We start from the raw sequence: 26553 nt of genomic DNA on the forward strand, positions 1-26553 counted from the left end.
TTATCTTTGTATCAAAATTTGATAGTTAAAAATGTCGTAAAATGATAGAGATAGTTGAGAGTTACGAAAATTACATTAATAGTTTGCCAGAATTAATTGGTAAATCTTATTATAAAGCAGAATTTTTTATGCAAAAATTAGGCTTAAAACATGCAACATATTATAGAAAATTGAAATCGAAAAACTTTACACATCAGGAAGTTAAATTAATTACGGCCTTATTATTTCCGGAAGAAATTTTAATTCAACAGCTTGAAAAAAGTGAAGAGGATATTAAAGCAGGGAGAACGATAGACTTTTCAGATTTTAAAGAAAAGCTAAGAACTAAGTATAATATCTAAATTTGCTGGATTTCTTTTATTGTCCCAAAAAAGAACAATATAAATTATTTGATATTCAATTTTATAAAACAAATAGACTTGATTTGACATTAAGAATTTTCTATAGGAAGTTTTTTTATATCTGGATCCAATTTGATTATTTTGTTCAATCATGTGCAAAACTGAAATAGTATTTTTAGAAAATAAAGTAGCTTTATTTTCAGAGTATTTATTTGTAATGTCAAAATATGTTTTTTCAGCATTTTCAGTAAGGACTATTTTCATTTTATTTCATAGGTATTGCAAGTATAAGATTATTTTAAAATTAAGGATTTTTCTTTCAAATTATTTAAAAGAAGCAAATTGTTTGTATCTAGCCCCGATAGAGGCGGTATCCTCGGAGTGGAACGGAGAGATATAGCCGAAAGCGGGAAACCATGTCTCAAAAAATGCCCATTGCCGTGCTTCAAAAAAATACTAAGAACCTTAGTATCTTAGAACCTCAGAACCTTTCTTTTGCACCTTAGGAACTTTCTTTTTTAATTCTTATTTTTGCATCAAAGGAGAAAAATTTCATGCAAAAATATATTGACCAGCTCAACGAAGCACAACGACAACCCGTCTTAAAAAAAGATGGGCCAATGATTATTATTGCTGGTGCAGGATCTGGAAAAACTCGTGTTTTAACGATTAGAATTGCTTATTTGATGGCACAGGGTGTTGATGCGTTCAACATTTTGTCGCTTACTTTTACAAATAAAGCAGCCCGTGAAATGAAACACAGGATTTCGGATATTGTGGGAGCAACTGAAGCTAAGAACTTGTGGATGGGAACTTTTCACTCGATTTTTGCCCGTATCCTGCGTTCAGAGTCAGATCATTTGGGGTACCCTTCAAACTTTACAATTTACGATTCACAGGATTCGGCCAGACTTATTTCTTCGATTATTAAGGAAATGCAGCTGGATCGTGATATTTATAAACCAAAGCAGATTTTAGGCCGAATTTCGAGCTATAAAAACAGCTTAATTACGGTAAAAGCTTATTTCAATAATCCAGAATTGGTTGAAGCCGATGCAATGGCAAAAAGACCAAGATTAGGTGAAATTTATCAACAATATGTAGATCGCTGTTTTAAAGCCGGCGCCATGGATTTTGATGATTTATTGTTAAAAACCAATGAGTTATTGACTCGTTTTCCGGAAGTTTTAGCGAAATACCAGAATCGTTTTCGTTATATTTTGGTTGATGAGTACCAGGATACAAATCACTCTCAATATTTGATTGTTAGGGCTTTATCAGATAAGTTTCAGAATATTTGTGTAGTTGGAGATGACGCGCAGAGTATTTATGCTTTTCGTGGAGCGAACATTAATAATATCCTGAATTTTCAGAAGGATTATGAAGGTGTTGTAATGTTTCGTCTAGAACAAAATTATCGTTCCACCCGAAATATTGTGGAAGCGGCAAATACGGTAATGGAACACAATAAAACCAAGTTAGATAAAGTAGTTTGGACGGCGAATGATTTTGGTGCGAAAATTAAGGTTCATCGTAGTTTGACAGATGCGGAGGAAGGACGTTTTGTAGCCAGTACGATTTTTGAACAAAAAATGCAAAACCAGCTTCATAATGGAGCTTTTGCGATTTTGTATCGTACAAATGCGCAGTCTCGTGCAATGGAGGATGCTTTAAGAAAACGCGATATTCCGTATCGAATTTATGGAGGTTTGTCTTTTTATCAACGTAAGGAGATTAAGGACGTTTTATGCTACTTACGTTTGGTAATTAATCCTAAAGATGAAGAGGCCTTAATTCGTGTTATCAATTACCCAGCCCGTGGAATTGGGGATACTACTGTAGAAAAATTAACCATAGCAGCCAATCATTACAAACGTTCGATTTGGGAGGTGATGGTGAACATTGACAAAATCGATCTAAAACTGAATACGGGGACTAAGAATAAACTGAAAGATTTTGTAACGATGATTCAGAGTTTTCAGGTTATTGATCAAAATCAGGATGCTTTTTATCTTACAGATCACGTTGCTAAAAAAACAGGCTTAGTTCAGGAATTGAAAAAAGATGCTACTCCGGAAGGAATGGCAAAAATTCAGAATATCGAAGAACTTTTAAACGGTATAAAAGATTTTACTGAAGGGCAAAGAGAAATTGACGGGGCAAGAGGAGCGCTTTCTGAATTTATGGAAGATGTGGCACTTGCAACTGATTTAGATAAGGATACTTCTGATGAAGATCGTGTGGCTTTGATGACAATTCACTTAGCAAAAGGACTTGAATTTCCGCATGTTTTTGTAGTAGGAATGGAAGAAGATTTGTTTCCGAGTGCTATGAGTATGAGTACCAGAAGTGAATTGGAAGAAGAACGTCGATTATTTTATGTAGCTTTAACTCGCGCAGAGCATCAGGCGTATTTGACCTATGCACAATCGCGTTACCGTTGGGGAAAATTGACAGACAGTGAACCATCTCGTTTTATTGAAGAAATTGATCCGCAATATCTGGAATATCTGACGCCGGCAGAAAGTAATTATCGTTACAAATCAACAATTGACAGTGATATTTTTGGAGATGTAGATAAATCGAAACTAAGATTAGCAAAGCCAATTGGAGGAACACCACCAAAACATATTACGGATAATGAACCGAAACCGGATTTAAATATCAGGAAACTAAAACCTGTTGCAGGGAATAATCCTGCTTCATCAGCTCCAAATTTATTTGACAGTAAATTAACAATAGGAAATGTCGTAATGCACGAACGTTTTGGAAAAGGTGAAGTGGTAAATTTAGAAGGTTTTGGTCCTGATAAGAAGGCTGAAATTAAATTTGAAGTTGGCGGAATTAAAAAGCTGTTACTACGATTTGCTAAGCTTGATATAATAGGTTAAAAAGTTTCAGGTTCGAGCTTTATACATAATTTTACCGCAAAGTACGCAAAGTATTATTTTTAGTTTTATTTCCAATGTCTTTATTAAGTTCGCAAAGTTTTTATGGCGAACTTTGCGTAATATCTTTGCGAACCTTGCGGTTAAGAAATATTACACTTGCAACCTGAAACAAATTAAACTTTAAACAAAAAACATAAATGGCTGAGTTCATAAAAATATACCCTGATAAACCTAGTGAAGCTGCAATCGCAAAAGTGGTAAAAGTGCTTCAGAATGGAGGTTTGGTAATTTACCCAACTGATACTGTTTACGGTTTAGGTTGTGATATTACCAATTCGCGTGCTTTAGAAAAAATAGCTAAGATTAAAGGGGTGAAGTTAGAAAAAGCAAATTTTTCTTTTATTTGCCATGATCTAAGTAATTTATCTGATTATGTGAGACAGATCGATACTTCGACTTTTAAGATTTTAAAAAGGGCTTTGCCAGGGCCATATACGTTCATTTTACCGGGAAATAATAATTTACCAAAAGAGTTTAAAAAGAAAACTACTGTCGGAATTCGTGTTCCTGATAATAATATAATTTTGGAAATTGTTCGTCAATTAGGAAATCCAGTAGTTTCAACTTCTATTCGTGATGAAGATGATGTAATTGAATACACAACTGATCCTGAATTGATTTTTGAGAAATGGCAAAATCTTGTTGATATGGTAATTGATGGTGGTTATGGCGACAATGTAGGGTCTACAATTATCGATTTATCTGAGCACGAGCCAGTAATTGTAAGGGAAGGAAAAGGCGATATTGATATTTTGTAAATAAATAGTGAAATTGCATAATAATTTAAAATTATTGAGTAATTTTATTATCAGTTAAAATTTAGTTAGTTAATTAAAAATAATGTTGTTCTTGATTTGCATTTAATTGTTTAAATAGAAGAATTAAGAATACAAAAAAGCAGGTCGATAGACCTGCTTTTTAGTTTTTTAGAGTATGTAAAACGCTAAATTATTTAGCTTGTTTTTTCATTTCTTTTTCAATCATATCATAGAATTGATCGATTTTTGGCATAACAACAATACGAGTTCTTCTGTTACGTGCTTTGTTTTCAGCGCTATCATTTGCAACTAAAGGTACGTATGAACTTCTACCAGCAGCAATTAATTTTGCAGGGTTAACTCCAAGATCATTTGTTAATACACGTACAATAGAAGTTGAACGTTTAACACTTAAATCCCAGTTGTCAAGAATTATACCGTTGCTTTTGTATGGTACATCATCAGTATGACCTTCGACCATACATTCGAAATCTGGTTTGTCGTTAACTACTTTTGCAACTTTTGCTAAAACAGATTTTGCTTTGTCGCTTACTTCATAGCTACCGCTTTTAAATAATAACTTATCTGCGATAGAAATAAATACAACTCCTTTTTCAACATTGATTTCGATATCTGGATCGTTGATTCCAACTGCTCCTTTTAAACTTGTAACTAATGCTAAAGTCACACTGTCTTTTTTAGTTAATGCATCTTGAAGTCTTGAGATTTTTAAATCTTTTTCTTTTAAACTTTCTAATGATTTTTCTAAGTTTTCAGCACCTTTTGTTGTTAATACAGTTAAATCTTTAGAACTGTTTATTAAGTCTTGATTGTGTGCTTTATAACTTTCAGCAGTAGCTGCTAATCCTGCTTTTTCTTCTAAGCAAGAATTTAATTTAACTGTGCAAGAGTTTAATAAATCTTGAGTCTCTTTGTTCTTAGCTTCTAATGCTGCATATTGTTTTTTCGATACACACGAAGTTAAGGCCGTTAATACTGTTAGTGCGATAACTATTTTTCTCATAGGTATTATATTTAATTAAACGTTGATTACAAATTTAGTTTTTAATATTTTGTTTACTGTTAAAGATTTCTTTAAAAACAACCAATTTCTTTATGTAATATAGGTAAACGATACTTTTAACGCTATAGTATTGCTGTATTTGAAAATCTTTTCTTTCTCGCAAATACTTTAAAGATATGCAATAAAAAGAGAAGTGAGCTTTTAAAATTGCAAAAGTATGACTGAATTTTCCTTGTGTAAGAAAACGGATACCCGCAATCCCATCCAAAATCATTCGGAAGAAAATTCTAAAAAACAATCCTTTTTTAGGCAGGTTTTTAACCAGCATTAGCAATGAATTTCTGAAATTTAAAAATGTCTTTTTCGGATTTCCTTGCTGTAATGTTGCGCCACCAACATGATATACAACTGATTTTGAGTTGTATTTAATAATATGTCCTTCGTTTGCAGCTCGCCAGCATAAGTCAATTTCTTCCTGGTGTGCAAAGAAGCTTTCATCAAAGCCTTTCAACTCATCATACACTTCTTTTCTGATAAAGAAACAAGCCCCAGATGCCCAGAACAATTCAATAGTATCATCATATTGTCCGTTATCTTTTTCAACGGTGTCGAAAATACGTCCGCGACAAAATGGAAAACCATATTTATCTATAAATCCGCCCGCAGCACCTGCATATTCAAAATATTCCTTGTTTTTGAAATCAAGAATTTTAGGCTGAATAATAGCAGTTTGTTTTTCGGAATCAAAAGTTTCAATTATGGGTTTTAACCAATTCTCGGTTACTTCAATATCTGAATTAACCAAAGCGTATATCTCGGCATCTACTTCTTTTAAAGCATCATTATAGCCTTTTGCAAAACCATGATTACCATTGTTTTGGATGATTTTTATGGTTGGAAAATTTTGTATTACAAAATTTACGGAAGCATCTGTAGAAGCATTATCAGCTACATATATAGTAGCTTCTGATGAAAATTGAATAACTGAAGGTAAAAATTGTTCAAGCAACTTTATTCCGTTCCAATTTAAAATGACAACTGCTATTTTATCCAAAAGTATTGATGTTATAATTTAATAAATTTCTTTATAATCTGGTAATGATTGTAAAAACTCATATTTTTCGTTTTCAAAATCCATCTGACAATAAAAATGATTCAGACCGTTTGTGACTTTCAAAAATCGTGCCTGCATTGTCATATTGTAACGCGCAATTTGATCAAAAGTTGCCTGTGATATTTTTACTTCCGGGGCTTTACATTCTACTAATATATGTATAGAACCATCAGAATTAAAAACCACAACATCATACCGTTTTCGTAAACCATTGACTGTTAAAACTTTCTCTACGTTTATTAACGATTTAGGATATTTTTTTTCATTCATTAAATAATGAACAACATGCTGACGAACCCATTCCTCCGGGGTAAGAATGATAAATTTTTTTCTGATTTCATCAAAAATAGACACTTTATTTTCGCTATTTTTGAATCGAAAAGTATAGGAAGGAAAATTTAGCTTTAACATAAAGCAAAAATATAAAATAGTTTCAGGTTTCAAGTTTAAAGTTTCAAGTTATTGAAACCAACCTGAAACTTGAAACCTGAAACAAAGAATTTGAATGGACGAAGTTGTAAAAATTGTCAATGATATCAAAGCGGGAAATATCAAACCGATTTATTTTTTAATGGGTGAAGAGCCTTATTATATTGATAAATTGTCGGAGTATATCGAGCAGAATGTGCTTTCTGAAGAGGAAAAAGGATTCAATCAAACAGTTTTATATGGAAGAGATGTGTCTGTTGAAGATATTGTTTCAACGGCCAAGCGTTATCCTATGATGGCTGACCGCCAAGTTGTTATTGTAAAAGAAGCTCAGGATTTGTCAAGAACAATAGATAAAATCGAGTCGTATGTAAATAATCCGATGGATACAACGGTTTTGGTTTTTTGCTACAAATACAAAACACTTGATAAGCGTAAAAAGGTCACCAAATTATTAGCGCAAAACGGAATAGTTTACGAGAGTAAAAAATTATACGAGAATCAGGTCGGCGATTGGATAAAACGAATTCTTGCAGGAAAAAAATACACAATCGACCCAAAAGCGAATGCAATGTTAGTAGAGTTTTTAGGAACTGATTTAAGCAAAATAAACAATGAATTAGAAAAGTTACAGATTATTTTGCCTCAGGGAACCACGATTACGCCACAACATATTGAGGAAAATATTGGTTTTAGTAAGGATTATAATGTGTTTGAACTTCGAAAAGCAATTGGAGAACGCAATCAGTTGAAAGCTTATAAAATTGCCGAAAACTTTGCTCATAATCCTAAAGAATACCCATTAGTAATGACAACTGGATTGGTTTTTGGATTTTTTGTACAGTTATTAAAATATCACGGGCTAAAAGATAAAAATCCAAAAAATGTAGCTTCCGTAATTGGTGTAAATCCTTATTTCTTAAAGGAATATGATTTAGCTCTGAAAAATTACCCAATGCGAAAAGTGAGTCAGATTGTTGGTGCTTTGCGTGATGTGGATGTTAAAAGTAAAGGAGTTGGTGCTAATGCGTTGCCGCAATCAGATCTGTTAAAAGAAATGCTTTATAAAATATTTAATTAAGCCGTGAAAATTCACGATATTTGCACTTCTAAAAATAAATCACAATAAAAAATAATTATTATAATTATGGGAATGAATAAAAATACCGTTTTAGGTTGGGCTACTTTTATAATGGTACTTATGGGATTCTTACTTATAGGTCTTGGAGTATTTAGATATAGTGATGTTTCAGGCTGGGGATTTGGTGCTGTTGGAGTTGGTTTCTTAGCTAATGCATGGGTTTTTAATGCGTTGAAAGGAAGAGTTTAAGTAATTATATTAATTGCAGTATATTTTAGATAAATAAAAAGTAAATAATTAAAATAAAAAACATAAAAAATGTCAGACGATAAGAAAGTAATTTTCTCAATGCAAAAATTGAGTAAAACCTATCAGGGAGCAGACAAACCAGTACTTAAAAACATTTATTTGAGTTTCTTTTACGGAGCTAAAATTGGTATTTTAGGACTTAACGGTTCTGGAAAATCTTCTCTTTTAAAAATTATTGCCGGAGTAGATAAAAATTATCAGGGAGATGTTGTTTTTCAACCAGGTTATACTGTAGGTTATTTAGAGCAGGAACCAATTCTTGATGATTCTAAAACGGTTATTGAAATTGTTCGTGAAGGAGCTGCTGAAACCATGGCAGTTTTAGAAGAGTACAATCAAATTAATGACTTATTCGGTCTTGAAGAAAACTATTCAGATCCTGATAAAATGGACAAGTTGATGGATCGTCAGGCAGCTTTGCAGGATAAAATTGATGCTCTTGGTGCTTGGGAAATTGATACAAAACTTGAAATTGCAATGGATGCTTTGCGTACGCCGGAAGGTGATACGCCGATCAAAAACCTTTCAGGAGGAGAGCGTCGTCGTGTAGCTTTATGTCGTTTGTTGCTTCAACAACCTGATGTATTGTTACTGGATGAGCCTACCAACCACTTAGATGCTGAGTCGGTACTTTGGTTAGAGCAACATTTAGCACAATATTCAGGAACTGTAATTGCTGTAACGCACGATAGATACTTCCTGGATAATGTAGCAGGTTGGATTTTAGAGCTAGATAGAGGAGAAGGTATTCCATGGAAAGGAAATTATTCTTCTTGGTTAGATCAAAAATCTAGTCGTATGGCACAAGAAGAAAAAGTAGCTTCAAAACGTAGAAAAACATTAGAGCGTGAGTTGGACTGGGTTCGTCAGGGAGCTAAAGGTCGTCAAACGAAACAAAAAGCGCGTTTACAGAATTACGACAAATTATTGAACGAAGACCAAAAACAACTGGATGAAAATCTGGAAATCTATATCCCGAACGGTCCACGTTTAGGAACAAATGTTATTGAAGCTAAAAATGTTGCCAAAGCTTTTGGAGATAAATTGTTATATGATAATTTAAACTTCACTTTGCCACAAGCCGGAATTGTTGGGATTATCGGGCCAAACGGTGCTGGTAAATCGACCATTTTTAAAATGATTATGGGCGAACAAGCTACAGATAGCGGAGAATTTTCAGTTGGAGAAACTGTGAAAATCGCTTATGTAGACCAATCACACTCTAACATTGATCCAAATAAATCAATCTGGGAAAACTTTGCTGACGGTCAGGAATTGATTATGATGGGAGGAAAGCAAGTAAACTCAAGAGCTTATTTATCTCGTTTCAACTTTGGTGGTGGAGAACAAAATAAAAAAGTTTCAATGTTGTCTGGTGGAGAGCGTAACCGTCTACACTTAGCAATGACTTTGAAAGAAGAAGGAAACGTACTTTTACTGGATGAGCCTACGAATGATTTGGATGTAAATACACTTCGTGCCCTTGAAGAAGGTTTAGAGAATTTTGCAGGTTGTGCCGTAATTATTTCGCACGACAGATGGTTCTTAGACAGAATTTGTACACACATTTTAGCTTTCGAAGGAGATTCTGAAGTTTACTATTTTGAAGGTGGTTTCTCTGAATATGAAGAAAACAAGAAGAAACGTTTAGGTGGTGATTTAACTCCAAAACGTTTGAAATACAGAAAATTGATTAGATAATAAATCTAGTAAATTTCAAATTTTAAAATCCCAAATTCCAATCTTTGCCTGATTTGAATTTGGGATTTTTTTATGTTCAATTTTGTCATTCCTCGGAATGACAAAAAGTGGAGATTATTTGAATTTGGAATTTTTAAAGAAACTTTGCTCTCAATTCCGGAGTAGGAATCATGCAGCTTTCTTTTTTGCCATACCATTTGTAGCGGTTTTTAGCAATGTAATCGTAAATATAATTTCTCAATTTTTCAGGAAAGATTTTAAAAATTGAAACCAAACTATAAATTCCTCCCAATTCCTCTGCGATTTCTATAGCTGCTGAAGATTTATAGTAATAGGCAACTCCTGGATTATATAAAATGATGCTATCAATTTTATTTTGATCTACTCCAATATAATTACAAATCTCTTTTCCTAATTCTGATTGCAAAGCCACAAAACGGAAAATATCTTTTTTATCATTTTTGATGATAAACTGAACTGCATTGTTGCATAAATTGCAAACACCGTCGAAGAGGATAATTTTTTTATTTGGTGGAAAATCGGGCATGAATTTAAATGGTTTTTGTACTATTTGTTTTATCTATTACGAATTTCATTTTAATAAATTTATCAAATCAAAATTGACTCGCATAAATTTATTTTAAAAGCTTTTTAAAAATTTTCGATCTTCATTCTCGCTTTTTTAAAAATATTCGTTTTAATCGCTTTATTTTAATTTTGATGATTTTTCATCATAATTTCAGATCTCAAAACAGCGAATGAAAGCTGAAAATTATTTCTTCGCCGCCTCAACAAATTCCAATTCATCCAAACTTACTTTAGAAGTAAAAATTCCGTAATTTACCGTTGCTTTATTTTTTTCTATTGAATCGATACTTCCAACAGATCTTCCGTCCAACATCCTTACACGGTCACCAACTTTCAAAATTGGTTTTGGTTTTTCGATAACAGGTTTCAATTTCTTTTCTTTTTTCTCTTTTCGAATTTCTTCAACCTGAACAGAAACTTCGGCAATTACTTCTTTTTTCTTTTCAATTATAGCTTTAGCTTCTTTTGGAGTTGCTTTTTTGCGTTTTGAATTTTCAATTTCAATGATTTTCAAAAACTCTCCAATAAGTTCCTTCTTATTTTTATTGTTGAAATATTTCTCTGAAATGTCTTCGATTTTCTGACCAATGTAAATTGTCTTTTGGTTGCTGTCGTATAATTCCTGATAGCTTTCCAGTTTTTGCTTAATTTTTACATTGATGTTTTCCATCTTTTTACTTTCCTCGCGCGCACGGGTTTCTTCTTCTTTAAGATTTATAGAAGTTTTTTCAAGCTTCGATCTTTCTTTCTGAAGAGTAGCAATAGTTTTGTCAAAACGGACTTTCCCAACTTCGATTTTCTTTTTCGCACGATTAATCAATCCAAACGGAATACCATTTTTCAAGGCAACCTCAAAAGTAAACGAACTTCCTGCCTGACCCAAAGCTAGCTTATACATTGGTTCCAATGATTTCTCATCGAACATCATATTCGCATTTGTAGCGAAGGGCAATTCGTTTGCGAGAATTTTCAAGTTTGAGTAATGTGTTGTAATTATTCCGAAAGCTTCACGATGGTAAAACTCTTCTAAGAAAATCTCAGCCAAAGCACCTCCTAATTCCGGATCAGAACCTGTACCAAATTCATCAATCAAAAACATTGTTTTCTTGTTACATTTCTTCAAGAAATAATTCATATTTTTTAATCGATAACTATAAGTACTTAGGTGATTTTCAATAGATTGGTTGTCTCCAATGTCAGTCAGAATTCTGTCAAACAAGAAAGTTTCACTACGTTCGTGAACAGGAACAAGCATCCCTGATTGTAACATCAATTGTAATAAACCAACCGTTTTAAGCGAAATTGTTTTTCCACCGGCATTTGGTCCTGAAATTACAATAATTCGGTTATCTTGTTTTAATTCAATTGTTTGCGGATGAGTAACTTCGTTTTTTTGCTTGTTATTCAAATACAAAATAGGATGATAGGCTTCTCTAAAGAATAATCTTCTTTCTTCTGTAATGGTTGGCAAAATTCCATTGATTCTGTTTGCGTATTTTGCTTTTCCGGCAACCACATCAATATCACTTAAAAATTCCTGATATTCAATTAGTAATGGTAAATACGGACGAATCTGATTTGATAATTGCTTTAGAATTCTGGTAATTTCTTCTTTTTCTTCATACTCAAGATTTGCTAGTTCTCTCGAATATTGTAAAGTAGCTTCTGGTTCGATGTAAGCTATACTTCCGGTTTTAGAACTTCCTAAAATAGAACCTTTTACTTTACGGCGGTACATTGCTAAAACCGCTAGTACTCTTCGGTTTTGAACAAAACTTTCCTTGATATCATCCAGGTAACCAAGACTATTATTATGAGAAAGAGCAACTCCAAAACTTTGGTTTACTTTACCGCGAACAATATTCATATTCTGACGAATACTTAGTAAAGCAGGTGAAGCATTATCTTTTATCTCTCCATATTTATCTACAATGGCATCAATAGTAGTTACAATATCTTTAGTATATTCAACTCTTGATGCTCTTGCATTCAGGTTTGGATAATAATCGTCAAACTTTTTAAGGAAATTCAACAGGAAATTTGATGTTGCTGAAAGGGTTGCAATTTTTCTAAAACTACCTACTTCCAGGAAACTATCTTCAATAGCCAGGAATTTGATTTCGTGCGTTATTGCATCAAATCCGTGATTCGGAATTGCGTTGTTATTTTGAAAAGACGAAACATATTCTGATGTCTGCATCAAAGCCTGCATCAAAGTTTCTTTATCTCTAAATGGTGTTATTTGTAAAGCTTTTTCTTTTCCAATATCTGTATTACAGCCTGCCGAAATAGTTTCGAGCACCGTTGGAAATTGCAAATCTTGTAATGTTTTTTCGGTAATGGATATCATTATATATCGTAAGTTGTAAAGGTTCAAAGTTACAAAGTTTTAAAACGAAATAGTACTATTAATTAGTACTTTGAAAAAAACTTTGCGAAATTTGTAATAAATTATTTTAATATGAAAATTAATCTATCTCAGGAATGGCAATATGTTTTAGCAGATGAAATGGCAAAGCCGTATTTCAAAGAATTGCTTACATCTTTAGAAGAAGATTGTAAACAGTATATTTGCTATCCGCCTTTAGATTTGATTTTCTCCGCTTTTAATCATTGTTCTTTCGAAAATGTAAAAGTCGTTATTATTGGCCAGGATCCTTACCATGGAGCAGGTGAGGCCAATGGATTAAGTTTCTCAGTAAATGATAATGTAAAAATTCCACCTTCTTTACGTAATATTTTCAGGGAGATAAATTCAGATTTAGATTCTGTTTTTATGCCAACTTCCGGAAATTTAGAAAAATGGGAAGATCAGGGTGTTTTACTTTTAAACGCTTCATTGACAGTACGAAAAGACAGCCCAAATAGTCATAAACATTTAAAATGGAATCTTTTTACAGATGCTGTTATTCACGCTATTTCAGATAAAAAAGAAAATGTTGTATTCTTATTATGGGGAAGTTTTGCTCAGAAAAAAGGATTAAAAATTGACCGTTCCAAACATTATGTTCTAGAGTCAGGCCATCCGTCACCCATGAGTGCCAATCAGGGAAAATGGTTTGGTAACAAACATTTTAGTAAAACGAATGCTTTTTTGATATCAAAAGGACTCAAGGAAATTGAGTGGTTTTAAAGCTATTTTTTAATAATTTCTTCTAAAACAGCCTTCTTTTCGTAGTTAACTACTTTCAGAATGATTTCTTGATTTTTTACTGTTTTACCTTCAATGATATATAATTTTCCTTTTTTGAAATCAACATTGCTTTGATCAAAATCAACATCTCCATAAGTCAATGTATTTTTGATATCTGCAGTATCTATCCATTTTTCGTTCAAAGTCTGAATTGCCTTATCTGAATATTGAAAAGGTTTTGTACGTAAATTATTTAAAACTCTGGCATTCGGGAAATAGTTACAACGAGTATCTTTTCCACTAAAAACAAGGGCTACAAAAAAGCATCCCATAATCAAACCAATCAAATAATAAGCAAAACGATGTACGAACTTCATGAAATAAAATTTTTGCAAAGGTAAGCTAAAGTTCCTTTAAAATACAAGTAAATTAATATCGTTGTCTGGTAAATCAAACCAATCGCCAATTGCTTTATTTGTTAGGATTCCGTGGTATAAATAAACTCCGTTTTTTAAACCTTTATTACATCTGATAGAGCTTTCTAGCCCACCATCATCGGCTATCTGAAGTAAGTATGGAGTTAATATGTTACTGATTGATAATGAGGCGGTTTTCGAATATCTTGATGGGATATTTGGTACACAATAATGTAAAACATTGCTTTTTATGAACGTCGGTTTTTCATGAGTAGTAACTTCTGAAGTTTCAAAACATCCTCCGGTATCAATACTAACATCAACAATTACCGCTCCTTTTTTCATGTGTTCTACCATGGTTTCTGTCACGACAATCGGACAGCGTTCTTTGCCTCGCATGGCGCCAATTGCTACGTCACAACGTCTTAAAGCTTTTAAAAGTGCTTTTTGCTGTACTGTAGAAGTGAAAATTCTTTGGTTTAAATTATTTTGTAAACGACGTAATTTGGTAATCGAATTATCGAAAACTTTTACGTTTGCACCAAGTCCGATTGCAGTTTTAGCGGCAAATTCGCCTACTGTCCCGGCACCTAAAATCACGACTTCAGTAGGAGGTACACCAGTAATATTTCCGAATAACAATCCTTTTCCAAATTCATCAGTAATCATTAATTCGGCCGCAATTAGTACAGAAGCGGTTCCTGCAATTTCGCTTAAAGATTTTACAGCTGGATAAGAACCATCTTCGTCTTTAATGTATTCAAATGCTAATGCCGTTATTTTTTTTTGAGCTAAAGCTTCAAAGTATTCTTTCTTTTTTGTCTTTAATTGAATAGCTGAAATAATAATCGTTTCCGGATTAATCATTTTAATTTCAGTCAAAGTAGGAGGTTCTACTTTAAGCAACATTGGACAACCAAATACCTTTTTTGTGTCTTTTGTAACTTCTGCACCTGCATCACTATATTCTTTATCAGAATAACTAGAACTTTCTCCGGCACCTGATTCAATCATTACACGATGACCTTCATAGGTAAGTGAATTTACAGCGTCCGGCGTCAGGCAAATACGACGTTCCTGATAACTGGTTTCTTTAGGTATTCCTATGAAAAGCTCTCTTTTAAATCGGCCCACTTCAAGTTTTTCTTCTTGTGGCAACAATTGTTGTTTCGTAAATGGAGTTAAAGTAATTGACATGGGTTGCGCAAATAATTAAGAGTACAAATTACGTAAAAAGTTTTAAAATTAGTGTAAATATTCTGCTAATACTAAAAGTCAATATTAAGAGATTGTTTTTTCCATTTTTATGTCGGCTCTTTCGTAACTGACATCGCCTAATGAAACTTCAACAAAGCCAAATTTCTCGTATAAATGTAGCGCTGGAAGTAGGATTCTGTTCGAATATAAAAGTAATTTTTTGATATTATTTTCTTCTGCAACAGCAATACTATGAACTAATAACTTATTTCCAATTCCAAGACCTTGAGCTTTGTCTGAAACGGCCATTTTGCTTAATTCAAAAGTGTCTTCATCAATTTTCATTAGAGAAACTGTTCCCAGGATTTTATCATTATATTTAGCGTAGAAAATCATTCCGCCTTTATCTATAATTTCTTCTTGTGGATTTGAAAGCACTAATTCATCTTTCTCTTCAACTCTAAAATACTTTTGAAGCCATTGGGTTTTGATGTGTTCTTTTAAATCTGAAGAAAAAGGGATTATTTCGACTATATTTTGGGTATTCATAATTATATCAGTTGTTTCACAGAGATACACGAAGTTTTCGTAGAGTAACACAAAGAATTTGTAAAAAGAAGCTCTGCGAATCTCCGTGAAATCTTCGTGAATCTCTGTGGAATTTTAAACCAGTTCTAAACTTCTTTTTCCATCAGCCAATAACTCTATGGTAACTATAGAATGTTCTTCCGGAATTAGACTTGCGATTCTTTCAGACCATTCAATAAAACACCAGTTGCCGGAATACAAATAATCATCAACGCCCATATCAAGCGCTTCGGTTTCTTTGTTTAATCGGTAAAAATCAAAATGATAAACGATTTGATTGTTAGAAGTATAATATTCGTTAACTAAAGAAAAGGTTGGGCTGCTTGTCGCGCCCTGAACTCCTAAACTTTTGCATAATTGTTTTATTAAAGTAGTTTTTCCAACTCCCATTTCACCATTAAAAAGAATGATTTTTTTTGGATTTGAAGCTATAATTTGCTCCGCTACTTCCTGAATTTGATCTAATGAAAAAACGATATTCATTGTTGTTTTATTTTAGTGCGATTGTCTCCGCGAAAGCGAAAAGTTTTTTTGCCACAGATTAAAAGATTTCATTGATTTTTTTAATTTGTGAAAATCTGTGAAATCTGTGGCATTTATTTTAATTTTTATTTCGGATTAAATACCAAGAACGGAATAATCATTTCTTCTAATGAAATTCCACCATGCTGATATGTATTTCTGTAATAACTTACATAATGGTTGTAGTTGTTTACATAAGCTAAGAAATAATCGTTTTTGGCAAAAATAAAAGAACTACTCATGTTTATGGCTGGTAGACCGATATCTTTAGGCTCTTTTACAACGTATACATCCTTTTGCTCGTAAGTTAAACTACGACCGGTTTTATAACGCAAATTTAAGCTTGTATTTTTATCTCCAACCACTTTCGACGGATTTTTTACATTAATTGTCCCGTGATCTGTGGTCAAAATTAATTTGAATCCTAGTAATTGAGCTTGTTGAATAATTTCTAAAAGCGGAGAGTTTTTAAACCAGCTTAAAGTCAGGGAACGATAGGCTTTATCGTCAGAAGCTAGCTCTTTTACGACTTCCATTTCCGTTTTAGCGTGCGATAGCATATCTACAAAATTGTAAACTACTGTTACTAAATCATTGCCTTTTAGTGCTTTGAAGTTTTCTGCCAATTTTTTACCACCTGCGTAATTGGTGATTTTAAAATAATCTTCTTTAATGTTTAATCCTAAACGTTTTAATTGAGCAGAAAGAAATTCGGCTTCGTAAAGGTTTTTTCCACCATCTTCAACGTCATTTTTCCAATATTGGGGAAATTGTTTTTCCATTTCGATTGGCAATAAACCTGAAAAAATGGCATTTCTGGCGTATTGGGTAGCTGTTGGAAGAATAGAGAAATAAGGAACTTCTTTTTCTAATTTGTAATAGTTAGAAACCACAGTTTCAAAGGATTTCCATTGATCGTAACGTAAATTATCAATAACGACAAACAAAATAGGTTTGTCTTTCTTTTTAAGTTCAGGAACAACTAATTCTTTAAATAAATTGTGAGATTGAATTGGCTTGTCTGCCTTTGGCGCAAACCAGTCTTCGTAATTTCTTTCAATGTATTTTCCGAATTGCGAATTGGCTTCAACCTTTTGAGATTCAAGGATTTCAATCATTCCCTGATCGTTAATATTTTCTAATTCTAATTCCCAAAAAATCAATTTTTTATACAATTCAACCCAATCTTCAAAAGAATTAACCATTGCTAATTCCATTGAGATTTTACGGAATTCCTTTTGATAATCTAAAGTTGTTTTTTCAGAAATCAATCTTGAATGATCCAGATTCTTCTTCAAGCTCAATAAAATCTGATTTGGATTAACTGGCTTGATAAGATAATCAGCAATTTTAGAACCAATTGCTTCTTCCATTATGTATTCTTCCTCACTTTTAGTAATCATAATCATCGGAATGGCCGATTTTTTTTCTTTCATTTCCGAAAGCGTTTCCAAACCGCTCATTCCAGGCATGTTTTCATCCAAAAAAACAATATCAAAATTGTCTTCCTCAAACAAAGCAATGGCGTCTAGTCCGTTGTTACAAGTAGTTACAGCGTAGTTTTTTTTCTCCAGAAATAATATATGAGGCTTTAAAAGATCGATTTCATCGTCGACCCAAAGTATTTTTATCTTGTCCATAAACGTATTTTAATTTTTAATGCAATTTAGAAGTATAGAACTTAAAAAGTATTAAAAATAGTATAAAATTCAGAATAATGAATGTTGTTTTTAGTTTAAAATCTTTTTTTGCTTAAGTTATTGCTTTGGAAATCAGGACAAATTATTGTTGATTTTTAAGTAAAAAAGCGAAAGGTCTTTATAGTTATTTACTTATATTTGTTGACCAAAAAAGAATCAAATAGTGACTCAGATCAACAAATTAAAAATATTTAATGATCCCATTTATGGGTTTATTTCCATCCCGAACGAACTTATTTACGATTTAATTCAGCACCCATATTTTCAGCGTTTACGCCGTATATCACAAATGGGATTATCGTATTTGGTTTATCCGGGTGCTAATCATACCCGTTTTCATCATGCTTTAGGGTGTATGCATTTGATGCAGAAAGCTGTTGAAACACTTCGTTTTAAAGGAGTTGCCATTTCAAACGATGAAGAATGTGCGTTATTAATAGCTATTTTATTGCATGATATTGGTCATGGGCCATTTTCTCATGCGATGGAAAAGAGTATTGTTGAAGATGTGAATCATGAGGCAATTTCGCTATTATTTATGAATCAGCTGAATGAAGAGTTTGACGGAAAATTGAGTTTGGCAATTCAGGTTTTTAAGGGCGAGTATCACAGAAAGTTCATGCTGCAATTGATTTCAAGTCAATTAGATATGGATAGAATGGATTATCTAAAACGAGATAGTTTTTATACTGGAGTCGCTGAAGGTAATGTTAATTCTGAGAGATTGATTCAGATGATGAATGTGGTTGACGGCGTTTTGGTTATTGAAGAAAAAGGAATTTATTCAGTAGAAAAATTTCTGCTTTCCAGAAGATTAATGTATTGGCAGGCCTATTTACATAAAACAAGTTTGGTAGCCGAATTAATTTTGATGAAAGTATTGAAAAGAGCTAAAGAACTAACATTAAAAGGAAACTCTTTGCCTTGCAGTGAACCGCTTTTATTTTTTATGCAAAATAAAGTAGCCTTAGAAGATTTTGATGCCGAAAAATTAGATTTATTTTCTCAATTAGATGATTTTGATATTATAAGTGCTTTAAAAGCGTGGCAAAAACAGGATGATTTTATACTTTCAACTTTAAGTAAAATGATCATTAATAGAGATTTGCTGAAAATAAAATTGAGCGCAGAAAAGATTCCTATGGAAGAATCGCAATCAATGAAAGAAGAATTTGCAGAAGAGCATCATATTTCGTCTGTAGATGCCGGATATTTTATTTTTAGAGGAAAAATAAAAAACCAGGCTTATAGTAAAGAGGCTGAACCGATACGAATTTTGAAAAAAGATAAAACAATTGAAGATGTTGTAGAAGCGTCTGATCAGTTGAATTTGAAATCGTTATCTAAATTGGTGACAAAATATTACATCTGTTTTCCAAAACAACTTATCTAAAATTAACATTTAAAATCTATTTTTTATATTTTTGTCGCAATGAAATTTACAGCAGAACAAATAGCAGGAATTTTAGAAGGAGAAGTTGTTGGGGATCCTAACGCAGAAGTTTCTCGGCTATCTAAAATAGAAGAAGGCGAGGAAGGATCGCTTACTTTTTTGGCTAATCCCAAATATATCAACTACATATATACTACTAAGGCTTCAGTAACAATTGTTAATGACAGCTTTATACCAGAACAGGAAATTACCACAACCTTAATAAAAGTTGAAGATGCTTATGCGTCTTTTTCTAAACTTTTGCAGTTTTACAATCAGGTAAAATTGAATAAAAACGGAATAGAAGCACAGTCTTTTATGTCTGAAGGAACTAAACATGGAGAAAACTTATATTTAGGAAGTTTTAGCTATATAGGACAAAATGTGATTTTAGGTAATAATGTGAAAATTTATCCAAACAGTTTTATTGGCGATAATGTTGTTATTGGCGATAATGTATATATTTTTGCCGGGGCTAAGATATATTCAGAAACTATTATCGGAAATAATTGCACCATTCATTCAGGAACTATAATAGGTGCAGATGGTTTTGGTTTTGTGCCAGATGAACAAGGTGTTTATAGTAAAGTCCCTCAGATTGGGAATGTAATTATAGAAGATAATGTAGATATTGGAGCCAATACTACAATTGACAGAGCAACTCTTGGTTCTACGATTATTAGAAAAGGAGTTAAATTAGACAATCAGATTCAGATTGCACATAATGTAGAAATTGGTAAAAATACTGTAATTGCAGCTCAATCAGGTGTTGCAGGTTCTACAAAAATTGGCGAAAACTGTATGATTGGCGGGCAAGTTGGTATCGCAGGACATTTAATTATAGGTAATAACGTAAGGCTTCAGGCTCAGTCAGGAGTAGCAAGAAACATCAAAGATGATGAAGTTTTGCAAGGATCTCCATCGCTTGGATACGGTGATTTTAATAAATCGTACGTTCATTTTAAAAATTTACCAAAAATTGTGTCCGAACTGGATGAATTAAAAAAACAAATAATAAACCCAAAAAATGGAAATAATGGTTAAACAGAAGACCATCAAAAATGAAATTTCACTAACAGGAGTTGGATTACACACTGGAAAAGAAGTTACAATGACTTTTAAACCAGCTCCAATTAATAATGGTTTCACTTTTGTAAGAGTAGATTTGCAAGGTCAACCAGTCATTGAGGCTGATGCGAACTATGTTGTTAATACGCAGAGAGGTACTAATTTAGAAAAATTAGGGGTAAAAATTCAAACACCAGAACACGTTTTAGCTGCTTTAGTTGGATGTGATTTGGATAATGTAATTATTGAATTAAATGCTTCTGAACTTCCTATTATGGATGGTTCTTCAAAATATTTTGTTGAAGCTATTGAAAAGGCCGGAATCGAAGAACAAGATGCTAAACGTAATGTTTATGTTGTAAAAGAAGTTATTTCGTTTACTGATGAAACTACCGGAAGCGAGATTTTGGTTATGCCAAGCGATGATTATCAGGTAACTGCAATGGTTGATTTTGGTACTAAAGTTTTAGGTACTCAAAATGCTACTTTAAAAAGTATAGCCGATTTTAAAGATGAAATTGCTAATTCAAGAACGTTTAGTTTCTTGCACGAATTAGAATCGTTATTAGAAAATGGATTAATTAAAGGTGGAGATTTAAACAACGCCATTGTATATGTAGATAAAGAAATCTCTGATGCAACAATGGAAAATTTAAAGAAAGCCTTTGGAAAAGATAAAATATCTGTTAAACCAAACGGAGTTTTAGATAATCTTACTCTGCATTATCCAAACGAAGCAGCAAGACATAAATTGCTTGACGTTATAGGAGATTTATCATTAATTGGTGTTAGAATTCAGGGAAAAATTATTGCTAACAAACCTGGGCATTACGTAAATACTCAGTTTGCAAAAAAATTAGCAAAAATTATTAAAATTGAGCAAAGAAATCATGTACCGGTTTATGATTTAAATCTTGAACCGTTGATGGATATTCATAAAATTATGGCTGTTTTGCCTCATAGACCTCCATTTTTATTAATTGACAGAATTATAGAAATGTCTGATAGTCATGTGGTAGGAATGAAAAATGTTACTATGAATGAAAATTTCTTCGTAGGGCATTTTCCTGAAGCACCAGTTATGCCAGGAGTTTTAATTGTTGAAGCAATGGCACAAACAGGAGGAATTTTGGTTTTAAGTACCGTTCCGGATCCTGAAAATTATTTGACTTATTTTATGAAAATAGATAATGTTAAATTCAAACATAAAGTATTACCTGGGGATACCTTGATTTTCAAGTGTGAATTGATTTCTCCTATTAGAAGAGGGATCTGTCATATGCAGGCAAACGCTTACGCAAACGGGAAATTAGTAACTGAGGCAGAATTAATGGCCCAAATTGCAAGAAAACAATAATAATTAAATCATTTTTATTGTTTACGTTTGTTGCCCAAATTAGATTATTTTAATTTAAAATATAAAACATACAGATGAATCAACCATTAGCATATGTTCATCCCGGCGCCAAAATCGCTAAAAACGTTGTAATAGAACCTTTTACAACAATTCACAATAATGTTATTATTGGTGATGGTACTTGGATTGGTTCAAATGTGACCATCATGGAAGGTGCTCGTATTGGTAAAAATTGCAATATTTTTCCTGGAGCTGTAATTTCTGCGGTGCCACAGGATTTAAAATTTGGAGGAGAAGATTCTCTTGCAATCATTGGAGACAATTGTACAATCAGAGAATGTGTTACTATAAATAGGGGCACAGTTGCATCTGGCCAAACAATTTTAGGAAATAACTGTCTTGTAATGGCTTATGCGCATATTGCACATGATTGCGAAATTGGAAACAATGCAATTATTGTAAACGGAGTTGCATTGGCAGGTCACGTGGTTGTTGGAAACCATGCAGTAATTGGAGGTTTGGCGGCTATTCATCAATTTATTCATATTGGAGATCACGCTATGATTTCTGGTGGATCTTTGGTAAGAAAAGATGTTCCGCCTTATACAAAAGCTGCAAAAGAACCGTTATCTTATGTTGGAATCAATTCTGTTGGTTTACGAAGAAGAGGCTTTAGCACAGAAAAAATTAGAGAAATTCAGGAAATTTACCGAATTTTATATCAAAAGAATTACAATACCACTCAGGCTTTAAGTATTATTGAAGCAGAAATGGAAGCTACTCCTGAGAGAGATGAAATTTTAGATTTTATTAGAAATTCATCGAGAGGAATTATGAAAGGTTATTCAGGAAATTATTAATTTTAGAGTTTAGATTTCTGATTTTAGATTTCTTACTCCATCATTAAAGCTCAAATAAAATATAAAACAATAAAATGTAGATTTTTGATTCCGTTTAGAATCAAAAATCTACATTCTAAAATCTAAAATTAAAAAAAATGGCATCTACATCAGATATTAGAAACGGATTGTGTATTAAATTCAATCACGACATTTATAAAATCGTTGAATTTCTTCACGTAAAACCTGGGAAAGGTCCAGCTTTCGTAAGAACAAAATTGAGAAGTTTAACTACAGGAAGAGTATTAGATAATACATTTTCTGCAGGACATAAAATTGACGATGTGCGTGTAGAGACGCATAATTACCAGTTTCTATATGCTGAAGGAGATGAATTTCATTTTATGAATACAGAGTCTTTTGAGCAAATTTCTTTGAATAAAAACATTCTGGATGCTCCGGGATTGTTAAAAGAAGGTACAAGTGTAATGGTTCAGGTAAATACTGAAACTGATTTACCTTTGTCTGTAGACATGCCATCTTCTGTAATTCTTGAAGTTACTTATGCAGAGCCGGGAGTAAAAGGAAATACAGCAACAAATGCTACAAAATCTGCTACGGTAGAAACTGGAGCAACAGTAAACGTTCCGTTATTCATCAACGAAGGTGATAAAATTAAAATTGATACTGCTTCAGGAAATTACATGGAGCGTGTAAAAGAGTAATTTTTAATTAGATAATTTGTCAATGAGTCAATTAGAAAATTGATGCTTACGCAGAAATTGAATAATTTTTATTTTCTAATTGACACATTTTCTAATTGACACATTCTCTAATTGACAAATTTTCTAATTAAAATATATGAAATTTCCAAAGAGTCATTCTTTACAAGAAATTGCAAATTTGCTTAATTGCGAATTTATCGGTGACCAAAACTTCCCAGTTTTAGGCATGAACGAAATACATGTTGTTGAGCCTGGAGATATCGTTTTTGTTGACCATCCTAAATATTATGACAAAGCTTTACAATCGGCAGCCACTATTGTTTTAATTAATAAAAAAGTAGATTGCCCGGAAGGTAAAGCCCTTTTAATTTCTGATGATCCTTTCAGAGATTTCAATACGCTAACCAAACACTTCAAACCTTTTCAATTTGCAAATGTGGCTATTTCAGCTTCTGCAGAAATTGGAGCAGGGACATTAATTCAGCCTAATAGCTTTATTGGTAATCATGTCAAAATTGGTAAAAACTGCCTGATTCATTCAAATGTTTCTATTTATGATCATACCGTAATTGGAGATAATGTAATCATTCACGCGGGAACCATTTTAGGTGCAGATGCTTTTTACTATAAAAAGCGCCCGGACGGATTTGATCAATTAGTTTCGGGAGGACGCGTTGTTATTGAAGATAATGTTGGCATTGGTGCGCTTTGTACTATTGATAAAGGCGTTACAGGAGATACAACAATTGGTGAAGGAACAAAAATTGACAATCAGGTTCATGTTGGACATGATACTGTTATCGGTAAAAAATGCTTAATAGCTTCACAAACCGGTATTGCAGGTTGTGTTATTATTGAAGATGAAGTTACGCTTTGGGGGCAGGTAGGTACAACCAGTGGTATCACAATAGGAGCGAAGGCTGTTATTATGGGGCAAACTGGTGTTACTAAGTCAGTTGAGGGTGGAAAATCTTACTTTGGCACACCAATCGAAGAATCAAGAGAAAAGTTAAAACAATTGGCCAATATCAAAAAGATTCCTGAAATTCTAAATAAATTGAAGTAATATGTCTATAAAAGAATTTGTTCAAAAATTTTATAAGTCGGATGCCTTAATTGATAGTGAAATCCTTAAAACCTATTTGCATCCAGATATTATTGTCGAATGGAATAGCAGTAAAGGATTAATTCAGATGAACTACGATTCTATGGTGAGTATGGCTAATGAACTTAGTCGTGCATATGTACGTTCTAAGGTCAGAATTAGTCATATTATTGCCGAAGATGACTTGGTGTCAATACGTTATTCTCATTTTGTGAAAACGATTGAAAACCCTAGAGAAGAGATGTTATTAGCCCATTTTTCTACAATATGGCAAATTAAGGATGATAAATTGTACCGTGGTTATCAAATGAGTCAATTTTCTTAATTTTTTTGAAGACAAAAAGATTAAAATACATTACAAAACCTTACTTTTGCATCACAATTTTAAAAACTACATAAAATATATATCATGAGTGTTTTAGTTAATAAAGATTCCAAAATAATTGTTCAAGGATTTACAGGAAGCGAAGGAACTTTCCACGCTTCTCAAATGATTGAGTACGGTACTAATGTTGTTGGTGGTGTAACTCCGGGTAAAGGAGGAACTAGCCATTTAGATCGTCCGGTTTTTAACACAGTAAAAGATGCTGTTGATCAAGCTGGAGCTGATACATCTATCATTTTTGTACCACCAGCTTTTGCTGCTGATGCAATTATGGAAGCTGCTGATGCTGGAATTAAAGTAATTATTGCTATTACAGAAGGAATTCCTGTAGCAGATATGATTAAAGCAAATAATTATGTTAAAGAAAGAAATTCTAGATTAATCGGACCAAACTGCCCAGGAATTATCACTCCGGGAGAAGCTAAAGTTGGTATTATGCCAGGTTTCGTTTTCAAAAAAGGAACAGTTGGTATCGTTTCTAAATCAGGAACTTTAACTTACGAAGCTGCTGATCAGGTTGTAAAACAAGGTTTAGGAATTACTACAGCTATTGGAATTGGTGGAGATCCAATTATTGGAACTACTACTAAAGAAGCTGTTGAATTGTTAATGAATGATCCAGAAACTGAAATTATCATCATGATTGGTGAAATTGGAGGTCAATTAGAAGCTGATGCTGCTAAATGGGTTAGAGCTGATGGTAACCGTAAACCAGTTGTTGGTTTTATTGCTGGAGAAACTGCTCCTGCAGGTAGAACAATGGGTCACGCAGGTGCTATTGTTGGCGGTTCTGATGATACAGCTGCTGCTAAAAAACAAATTATGAGAGACAACGGAATTCACGTTGTTGATTCACCAGCTGAAATTGGTAAAAAAGTAAAAGAAGTACTTGGATAATCGCCAGTATTCAAAATAAAAAATTCCAAAAAAAAGTCTCAATATTGTGTTGAGACTTTTTTACATTTTTAAAATAATTGGAAATATAATTAAAAACTTGGCAACTTAGTCCTGATAGCTATCGGGGTAGAACTTAGAAGCTTAAAATAAGAAAGATGAGTAAAGAATTAAAAAAGTTTAAAGTAAGCAACAGTTTTACTTTTACAATCGAAGATAGTTTAGAACAAGTTTGCAACGCTCCTGAAGGTGGTGCTGGAATCTTTGTTGTTTACGCTATTGAAGGTGATGCAAAAGAATTGATAATGGTTGCTTCTACAGGAACTGTTCAAAATAACGGAACTTTAAAAAGTAAAAATGGTGGTTTATATGATAAAATCGTAAATGGACACCAATTTGCAAAAACAGGAAGAAAATATTCTTGGCCAGCACAAATGAAATTGGAAAGCATTGATGCTTTAGAAGTGTTTTGGTATGAGACTTTTAATGCTGATGTAAAAGCAATTCCGACTTCAGTAGAAGGACAGGTTTTGCAAAGTTTTTTAGATGAAAATGCGAAATTACCAAGATGGAATGTAGCCTTCTAAAAAGCTATTTTTATTATAAATTATCAGAAGCCTTGCTATTAAATTAATTAGTGAGGCTTTTTTGTTTCTAAGAATTAAAGCTTTTTGTTAATAGCGCTAATTTGAAAATAAAACATTTTATGTTTTTAATCAATATTTAGAATATCCGGGATGAAATCCTATATTTATTACTTTAGTTCACATAAATAGTTGTGTTAAATAGTTTACTCTCTTGAGTAAAATTGTAGATCGAGAATTCCGTTAACGTTACGAAAGTATTTCTTTTATGTAAAAAAATTGGGATTTCAATATTAGCTTTTCTATATTTAT

At 32.7% G+C, this 26553-nt stretch carries 26 protein-coding genes; 16 read left to right on the forward strand and 10 right to left on the reverse strand.

Features of this window, described 5'->3' with window-relative positions; genetic code table 11:
- Positions 1 to 41 precede the first annotated feature (41 nt).
- The 3 genes from AC3ITQ_RS15960 (at position 42) to AC3ITQ_RS15970 (ending at position 4050) form a co-directional block, all read left to right on the forward strand.
- Positions 42 to 341 carry a hypothetical protein gene (locus AC3ITQ_RS15960; protein ID WP_489235157.1) on the forward strand — a complete coding sequence of 100 codons (300 nt, stop codon included), beginning with the start codon at positions 42 to 44 and terminating at the stop codon, positions 339 to 341.
- 554 nt (positions 342 to 895) lie between these two features.
- The gene (locus AC3ITQ_RS15965; RefSeq protein WP_489235158.1) at positions 896 to 3232 is read left to right on the forward strand and encodes an ATP-dependent helicase; all 2337 of its coding nucleotides are present in this window, start codon (positions 896 to 898) and stop codon (positions 3230 to 3232) included.
- Between the two features lie 197 nt (positions 3233 to 3429).
- Positions 3430 to 4050 (forward strand): L-threonylcarbamoyladenylate synthase, encoded by a 621-nt coding sequence (locus AC3ITQ_RS15970; RefSeq protein WP_072970810.1) that lies wholly within the window; start codon positions 3430 to 3432, stop codon positions 4048 to 4050.
- Positions 4051 to 4240: 190 nt separating this feature from the next.
- Here the strand turns inward: AC3ITQ_RS15970 and AC3ITQ_RS15975 are convergent, their stop codons facing one another.
- Genes AC3ITQ_RS15975 through AC3ITQ_RS15985 form a run of 3 tightly spaced genes read right to left on the reverse strand, consistent with a single transcriptional unit; the run spans position 4241 to position 6599 of the window.
- Positions 4241 to 5074 carry an OmpA/MotB family protein gene (locus tag AC3ITQ_RS15975; protein ID WP_489235159.1) on the reverse strand — a complete coding sequence of 278 codons (834 nt, stop codon included), beginning with the start codon at positions 5072 to 5074 and terminating at the stop codon, positions 4241 to 4243.
- A gap of 34 nt (positions 5075 to 5108) precedes the next feature.
- Entirely contained in the window at positions 5109 to 6128 is a 1020-nt protein-coding gene (locus AC3ITQ_RS15980; RefSeq protein WP_489235160.1) for a glycosyltransferase, read from the reverse strand.
- An 18-nt stretch (positions 6129 to 6146) separates the two neighbouring features.
- Positions 6147 to 6599 carry a type I restriction enzyme HsdR N-terminal domain-containing protein gene (locus AC3ITQ_RS15985; RefSeq protein ID WP_489235161.1) on the reverse strand — a complete coding sequence of 151 codons (453 nt, stop codon included), beginning with the start codon at positions 6597 to 6599 and terminating at the stop codon, positions 6147 to 6149.
- A 94-nt stretch (positions 6600 to 6693) separates the two neighbouring features.
- Between AC3ITQ_RS15985 and holA the strand changes: the two genes are divergently transcribed.
- The 3 genes from holA (at position 6694) to ettA (ending at position 9708) form a co-directional block, all read left to right on the forward strand.
- A complete protein-coding gene (gene holA, locus AC3ITQ_RS15990; RefSeq protein WP_489235162.1) occupies positions 6694 to 7698 on the forward strand; it encodes a DNA polymerase III subunit delta in 1005 nt (334 codons plus the stop codon).
- A gap of 66 nt (positions 7699 to 7764) precedes the next feature.
- Positions 7765 to 7947, forward strand: coding sequence for a CAL67264 family membrane protein (locus AC3ITQ_RS15995; protein WP_072970805.1), 183 nt, complete (start codon positions 7765 to 7767; stop codon positions 7945 to 7947).
- Between the two features lie 69 nt (positions 7948 to 8016).
- Positions 8017 to 9708 carry an energy-dependent translational throttle protein EttA gene (ettA, locus tag AC3ITQ_RS16000; RefSeq protein WP_072970804.1) on the forward strand — a complete coding sequence of 564 codons (1692 nt, stop codon included), beginning with the start codon at positions 8017 to 8019 and terminating at the stop codon, positions 9706 to 9708.
- A gap of 133 nt (positions 9709 to 9841) precedes the next feature.
- Here ettA and AC3ITQ_RS16005 read toward each other — a convergent pair whose 3' ends face one another.
- A complete protein-coding gene (locus AC3ITQ_RS16005; protein WP_489235163.1) occupies positions 9842 to 10255 on the reverse strand; it encodes a thiol-disulfide oxidoreductase DCC family protein in 414 nt (137 codons plus the stop codon).
- Positions 10256 to 10480: 225 nt separating this feature from the next.
- Positions 10481 to 12646 (reverse strand): endonuclease MutS2, encoded by a 2166-nt coding sequence (locus AC3ITQ_RS16010; RefSeq protein ID WP_489235164.1) that lies wholly within the window; start codon positions 12644 to 12646, stop codon positions 10481 to 10483.
- Positions 12647 to 12757: 111 nt separating this feature from the next.
- On the opposite strand from AC3ITQ_RS16010, the gene ung reads away from it, so the two are divergent.
- Positions 12758 to 13429 (forward strand): uracil-DNA glycosylase, encoded by a 672-nt coding sequence (ung, locus tag AC3ITQ_RS16015; RefSeq protein WP_489235165.1) that lies wholly within the window; start codon positions 12758 to 12760, stop codon positions 13427 to 13429.
- A 2-nt stretch (positions 13430 to 13431) separates the two neighbouring features.
- On the opposite strand, the gene AC3ITQ_RS16020 is transcribed toward ung, so the two are convergent.
- The 5 genes from AC3ITQ_RS16020 to porX form a co-directional block, all read right to left on the reverse strand.
- Positions 13432 to 13806, reverse strand: a complete 375-nt coding sequence (locus AC3ITQ_RS16020; RefSeq protein ID WP_194656032.1) for a DUF4258 domain-containing protein — start codon at positions 13804 to 13806, stop codon at positions 13432 to 13434.
- Between the two features lie 36 nt (positions 13807 to 13842).
- Positions 13843 to 15042, reverse strand: coding sequence for an alanine dehydrogenase (locus AC3ITQ_RS16025; protein WP_489235166.1), 1200 nt, complete (start codon positions 15040 to 15042; stop codon positions 13843 to 13845).
- An 84-nt stretch (positions 15043 to 15126) separates the two neighbouring features.
- The gene (locus AC3ITQ_RS16030) at positions 15127 to 15591 is read right to left on the reverse strand and encodes a GNAT family N-acetyltransferase (RefSeq protein WP_489235167.1); all 465 of its coding nucleotides are present in this window, start codon (positions 15589 to 15591) and stop codon (positions 15127 to 15129) included.
- 114 nt (positions 15592 to 15705) lie between these two features.
- The gene (tsaE, locus tag AC3ITQ_RS16035) at positions 15706 to 16113 is read right to left on the reverse strand and encodes a tRNA (adenosine(37)-N6)-threonylcarbamoyltransferase complex ATPase subunit type 1 TsaE (protein WP_489235168.1); all 408 of its coding nucleotides are present in this window, start codon (positions 16111 to 16113) and stop codon (positions 15706 to 15708) included.
- A gap of 125 nt (positions 16114 to 16238) precedes the next feature.
- Complete coding sequence (gene porX / locus AC3ITQ_RS16040) at positions 16239 to 17792, reverse strand: T9SS response regulator signal transducer PorX (RefSeq protein ID WP_072970797.1); 1554 nt, start codon at positions 17790 to 17792, stop codon at positions 16239 to 16241.
- Between the two features lie 223 nt (positions 17793 to 18015).
- On the opposite strand from porX, the gene AC3ITQ_RS16045 reads away from it, so the two are divergent.
- From AC3ITQ_RS16045 to AC3ITQ_RS16085, 9 genes are all read left to right on the forward strand, one after another.
- Entirely contained in the window at positions 18016 to 19245 is a 1230-nt protein-coding gene (locus AC3ITQ_RS16045; RefSeq protein WP_489235169.1) for an HD domain-containing protein, read from the forward strand.
- Positions 19246 to 19284: 39 nt separating this feature from the next.
- Positions 19285 to 20328: a UDP-3-O-(3-hydroxymyristoyl)glucosamine N-acyltransferase gene (gene lpxD, locus AC3ITQ_RS16050; RefSeq protein WP_489235170.1), complete on the forward strand. Its 1044-nt coding sequence runs from the start codon at positions 19285 to 19287 to the stop codon at positions 20326 to 20328.
- Complete coding sequence (locus tag AC3ITQ_RS16055) at positions 20321 to 21709, forward strand: bifunctional UDP-3-O-[3-hydroxymyristoyl] N-acetylglucosamine deacetylase/3-hydroxyacyl-ACP dehydratase (RefSeq protein ID WP_489235171.1); 1389 nt, start codon at positions 20321 to 20323, stop codon at positions 21707 to 21709. The genes lpxD and AC3ITQ_RS16055 overlap by 8 nt, the downstream gene beginning before the upstream one ends.
- Positions 21710 to 21783: 74 nt before the next feature.
- Entirely contained in the window at positions 21784 to 22569 is a 786-nt protein-coding gene (gene lpxA / locus AC3ITQ_RS16060) for an acyl-ACP--UDP-N-acetylglucosamine O-acyltransferase (protein WP_017497513.1), read from the forward strand.
- Between the two features lie 137 nt (positions 22570 to 22706).
- Positions 22707 to 23273 carry an elongation factor P gene (efp, locus tag AC3ITQ_RS16065; RefSeq protein WP_072970794.1) on the forward strand — a complete coding sequence of 189 codons (567 nt, stop codon included), beginning with the start codon at positions 22707 to 22709 and terminating at the stop codon, positions 23271 to 23273.
- Positions 23274 to 23409: 136 nt separating this feature from the next.
- The gene (locus tag AC3ITQ_RS16070) at positions 23410 to 24339 is read left to right on the forward strand and encodes a UDP-3-O-(3-hydroxymyristoyl)glucosamine N-acyltransferase (protein WP_489235172.1); all 930 of its coding nucleotides are present in this window, start codon (positions 23410 to 23412) and stop codon (positions 24337 to 24339) included.
- A 1-nt stretch (position 24340) separates the two neighbouring features.
- Positions 24341 to 24703: a nuclear transport factor 2 family protein gene (locus AC3ITQ_RS16075; protein ID WP_375031656.1), complete on the forward strand. Its 363-nt coding sequence runs from the start codon at positions 24341 to 24343 to the stop codon at positions 24701 to 24703.
- A gap of 84 nt (positions 24704 to 24787) precedes the next feature.
- Positions 24788 to 25660, forward strand: coding sequence for a succinate--CoA ligase subunit alpha (gene sucD, locus AC3ITQ_RS16080; protein WP_026985154.1), 873 nt, complete (start codon positions 24788 to 24790; stop codon positions 25658 to 25660).
- 155 nt (positions 25661 to 25815) lie between these two features.
- Positions 25816 to 26244, forward strand: a complete 429-nt coding sequence (locus AC3ITQ_RS16085; RefSeq protein WP_489235173.1) for a hypothetical protein — start codon at positions 25816 to 25818, stop codon at positions 26242 to 26244.
- Positions 26245 to 26553 lie beyond the last annotated feature (309 nt).

The organism is Flavobacterium sp. KH_001, from assembly GCF_057840745.1.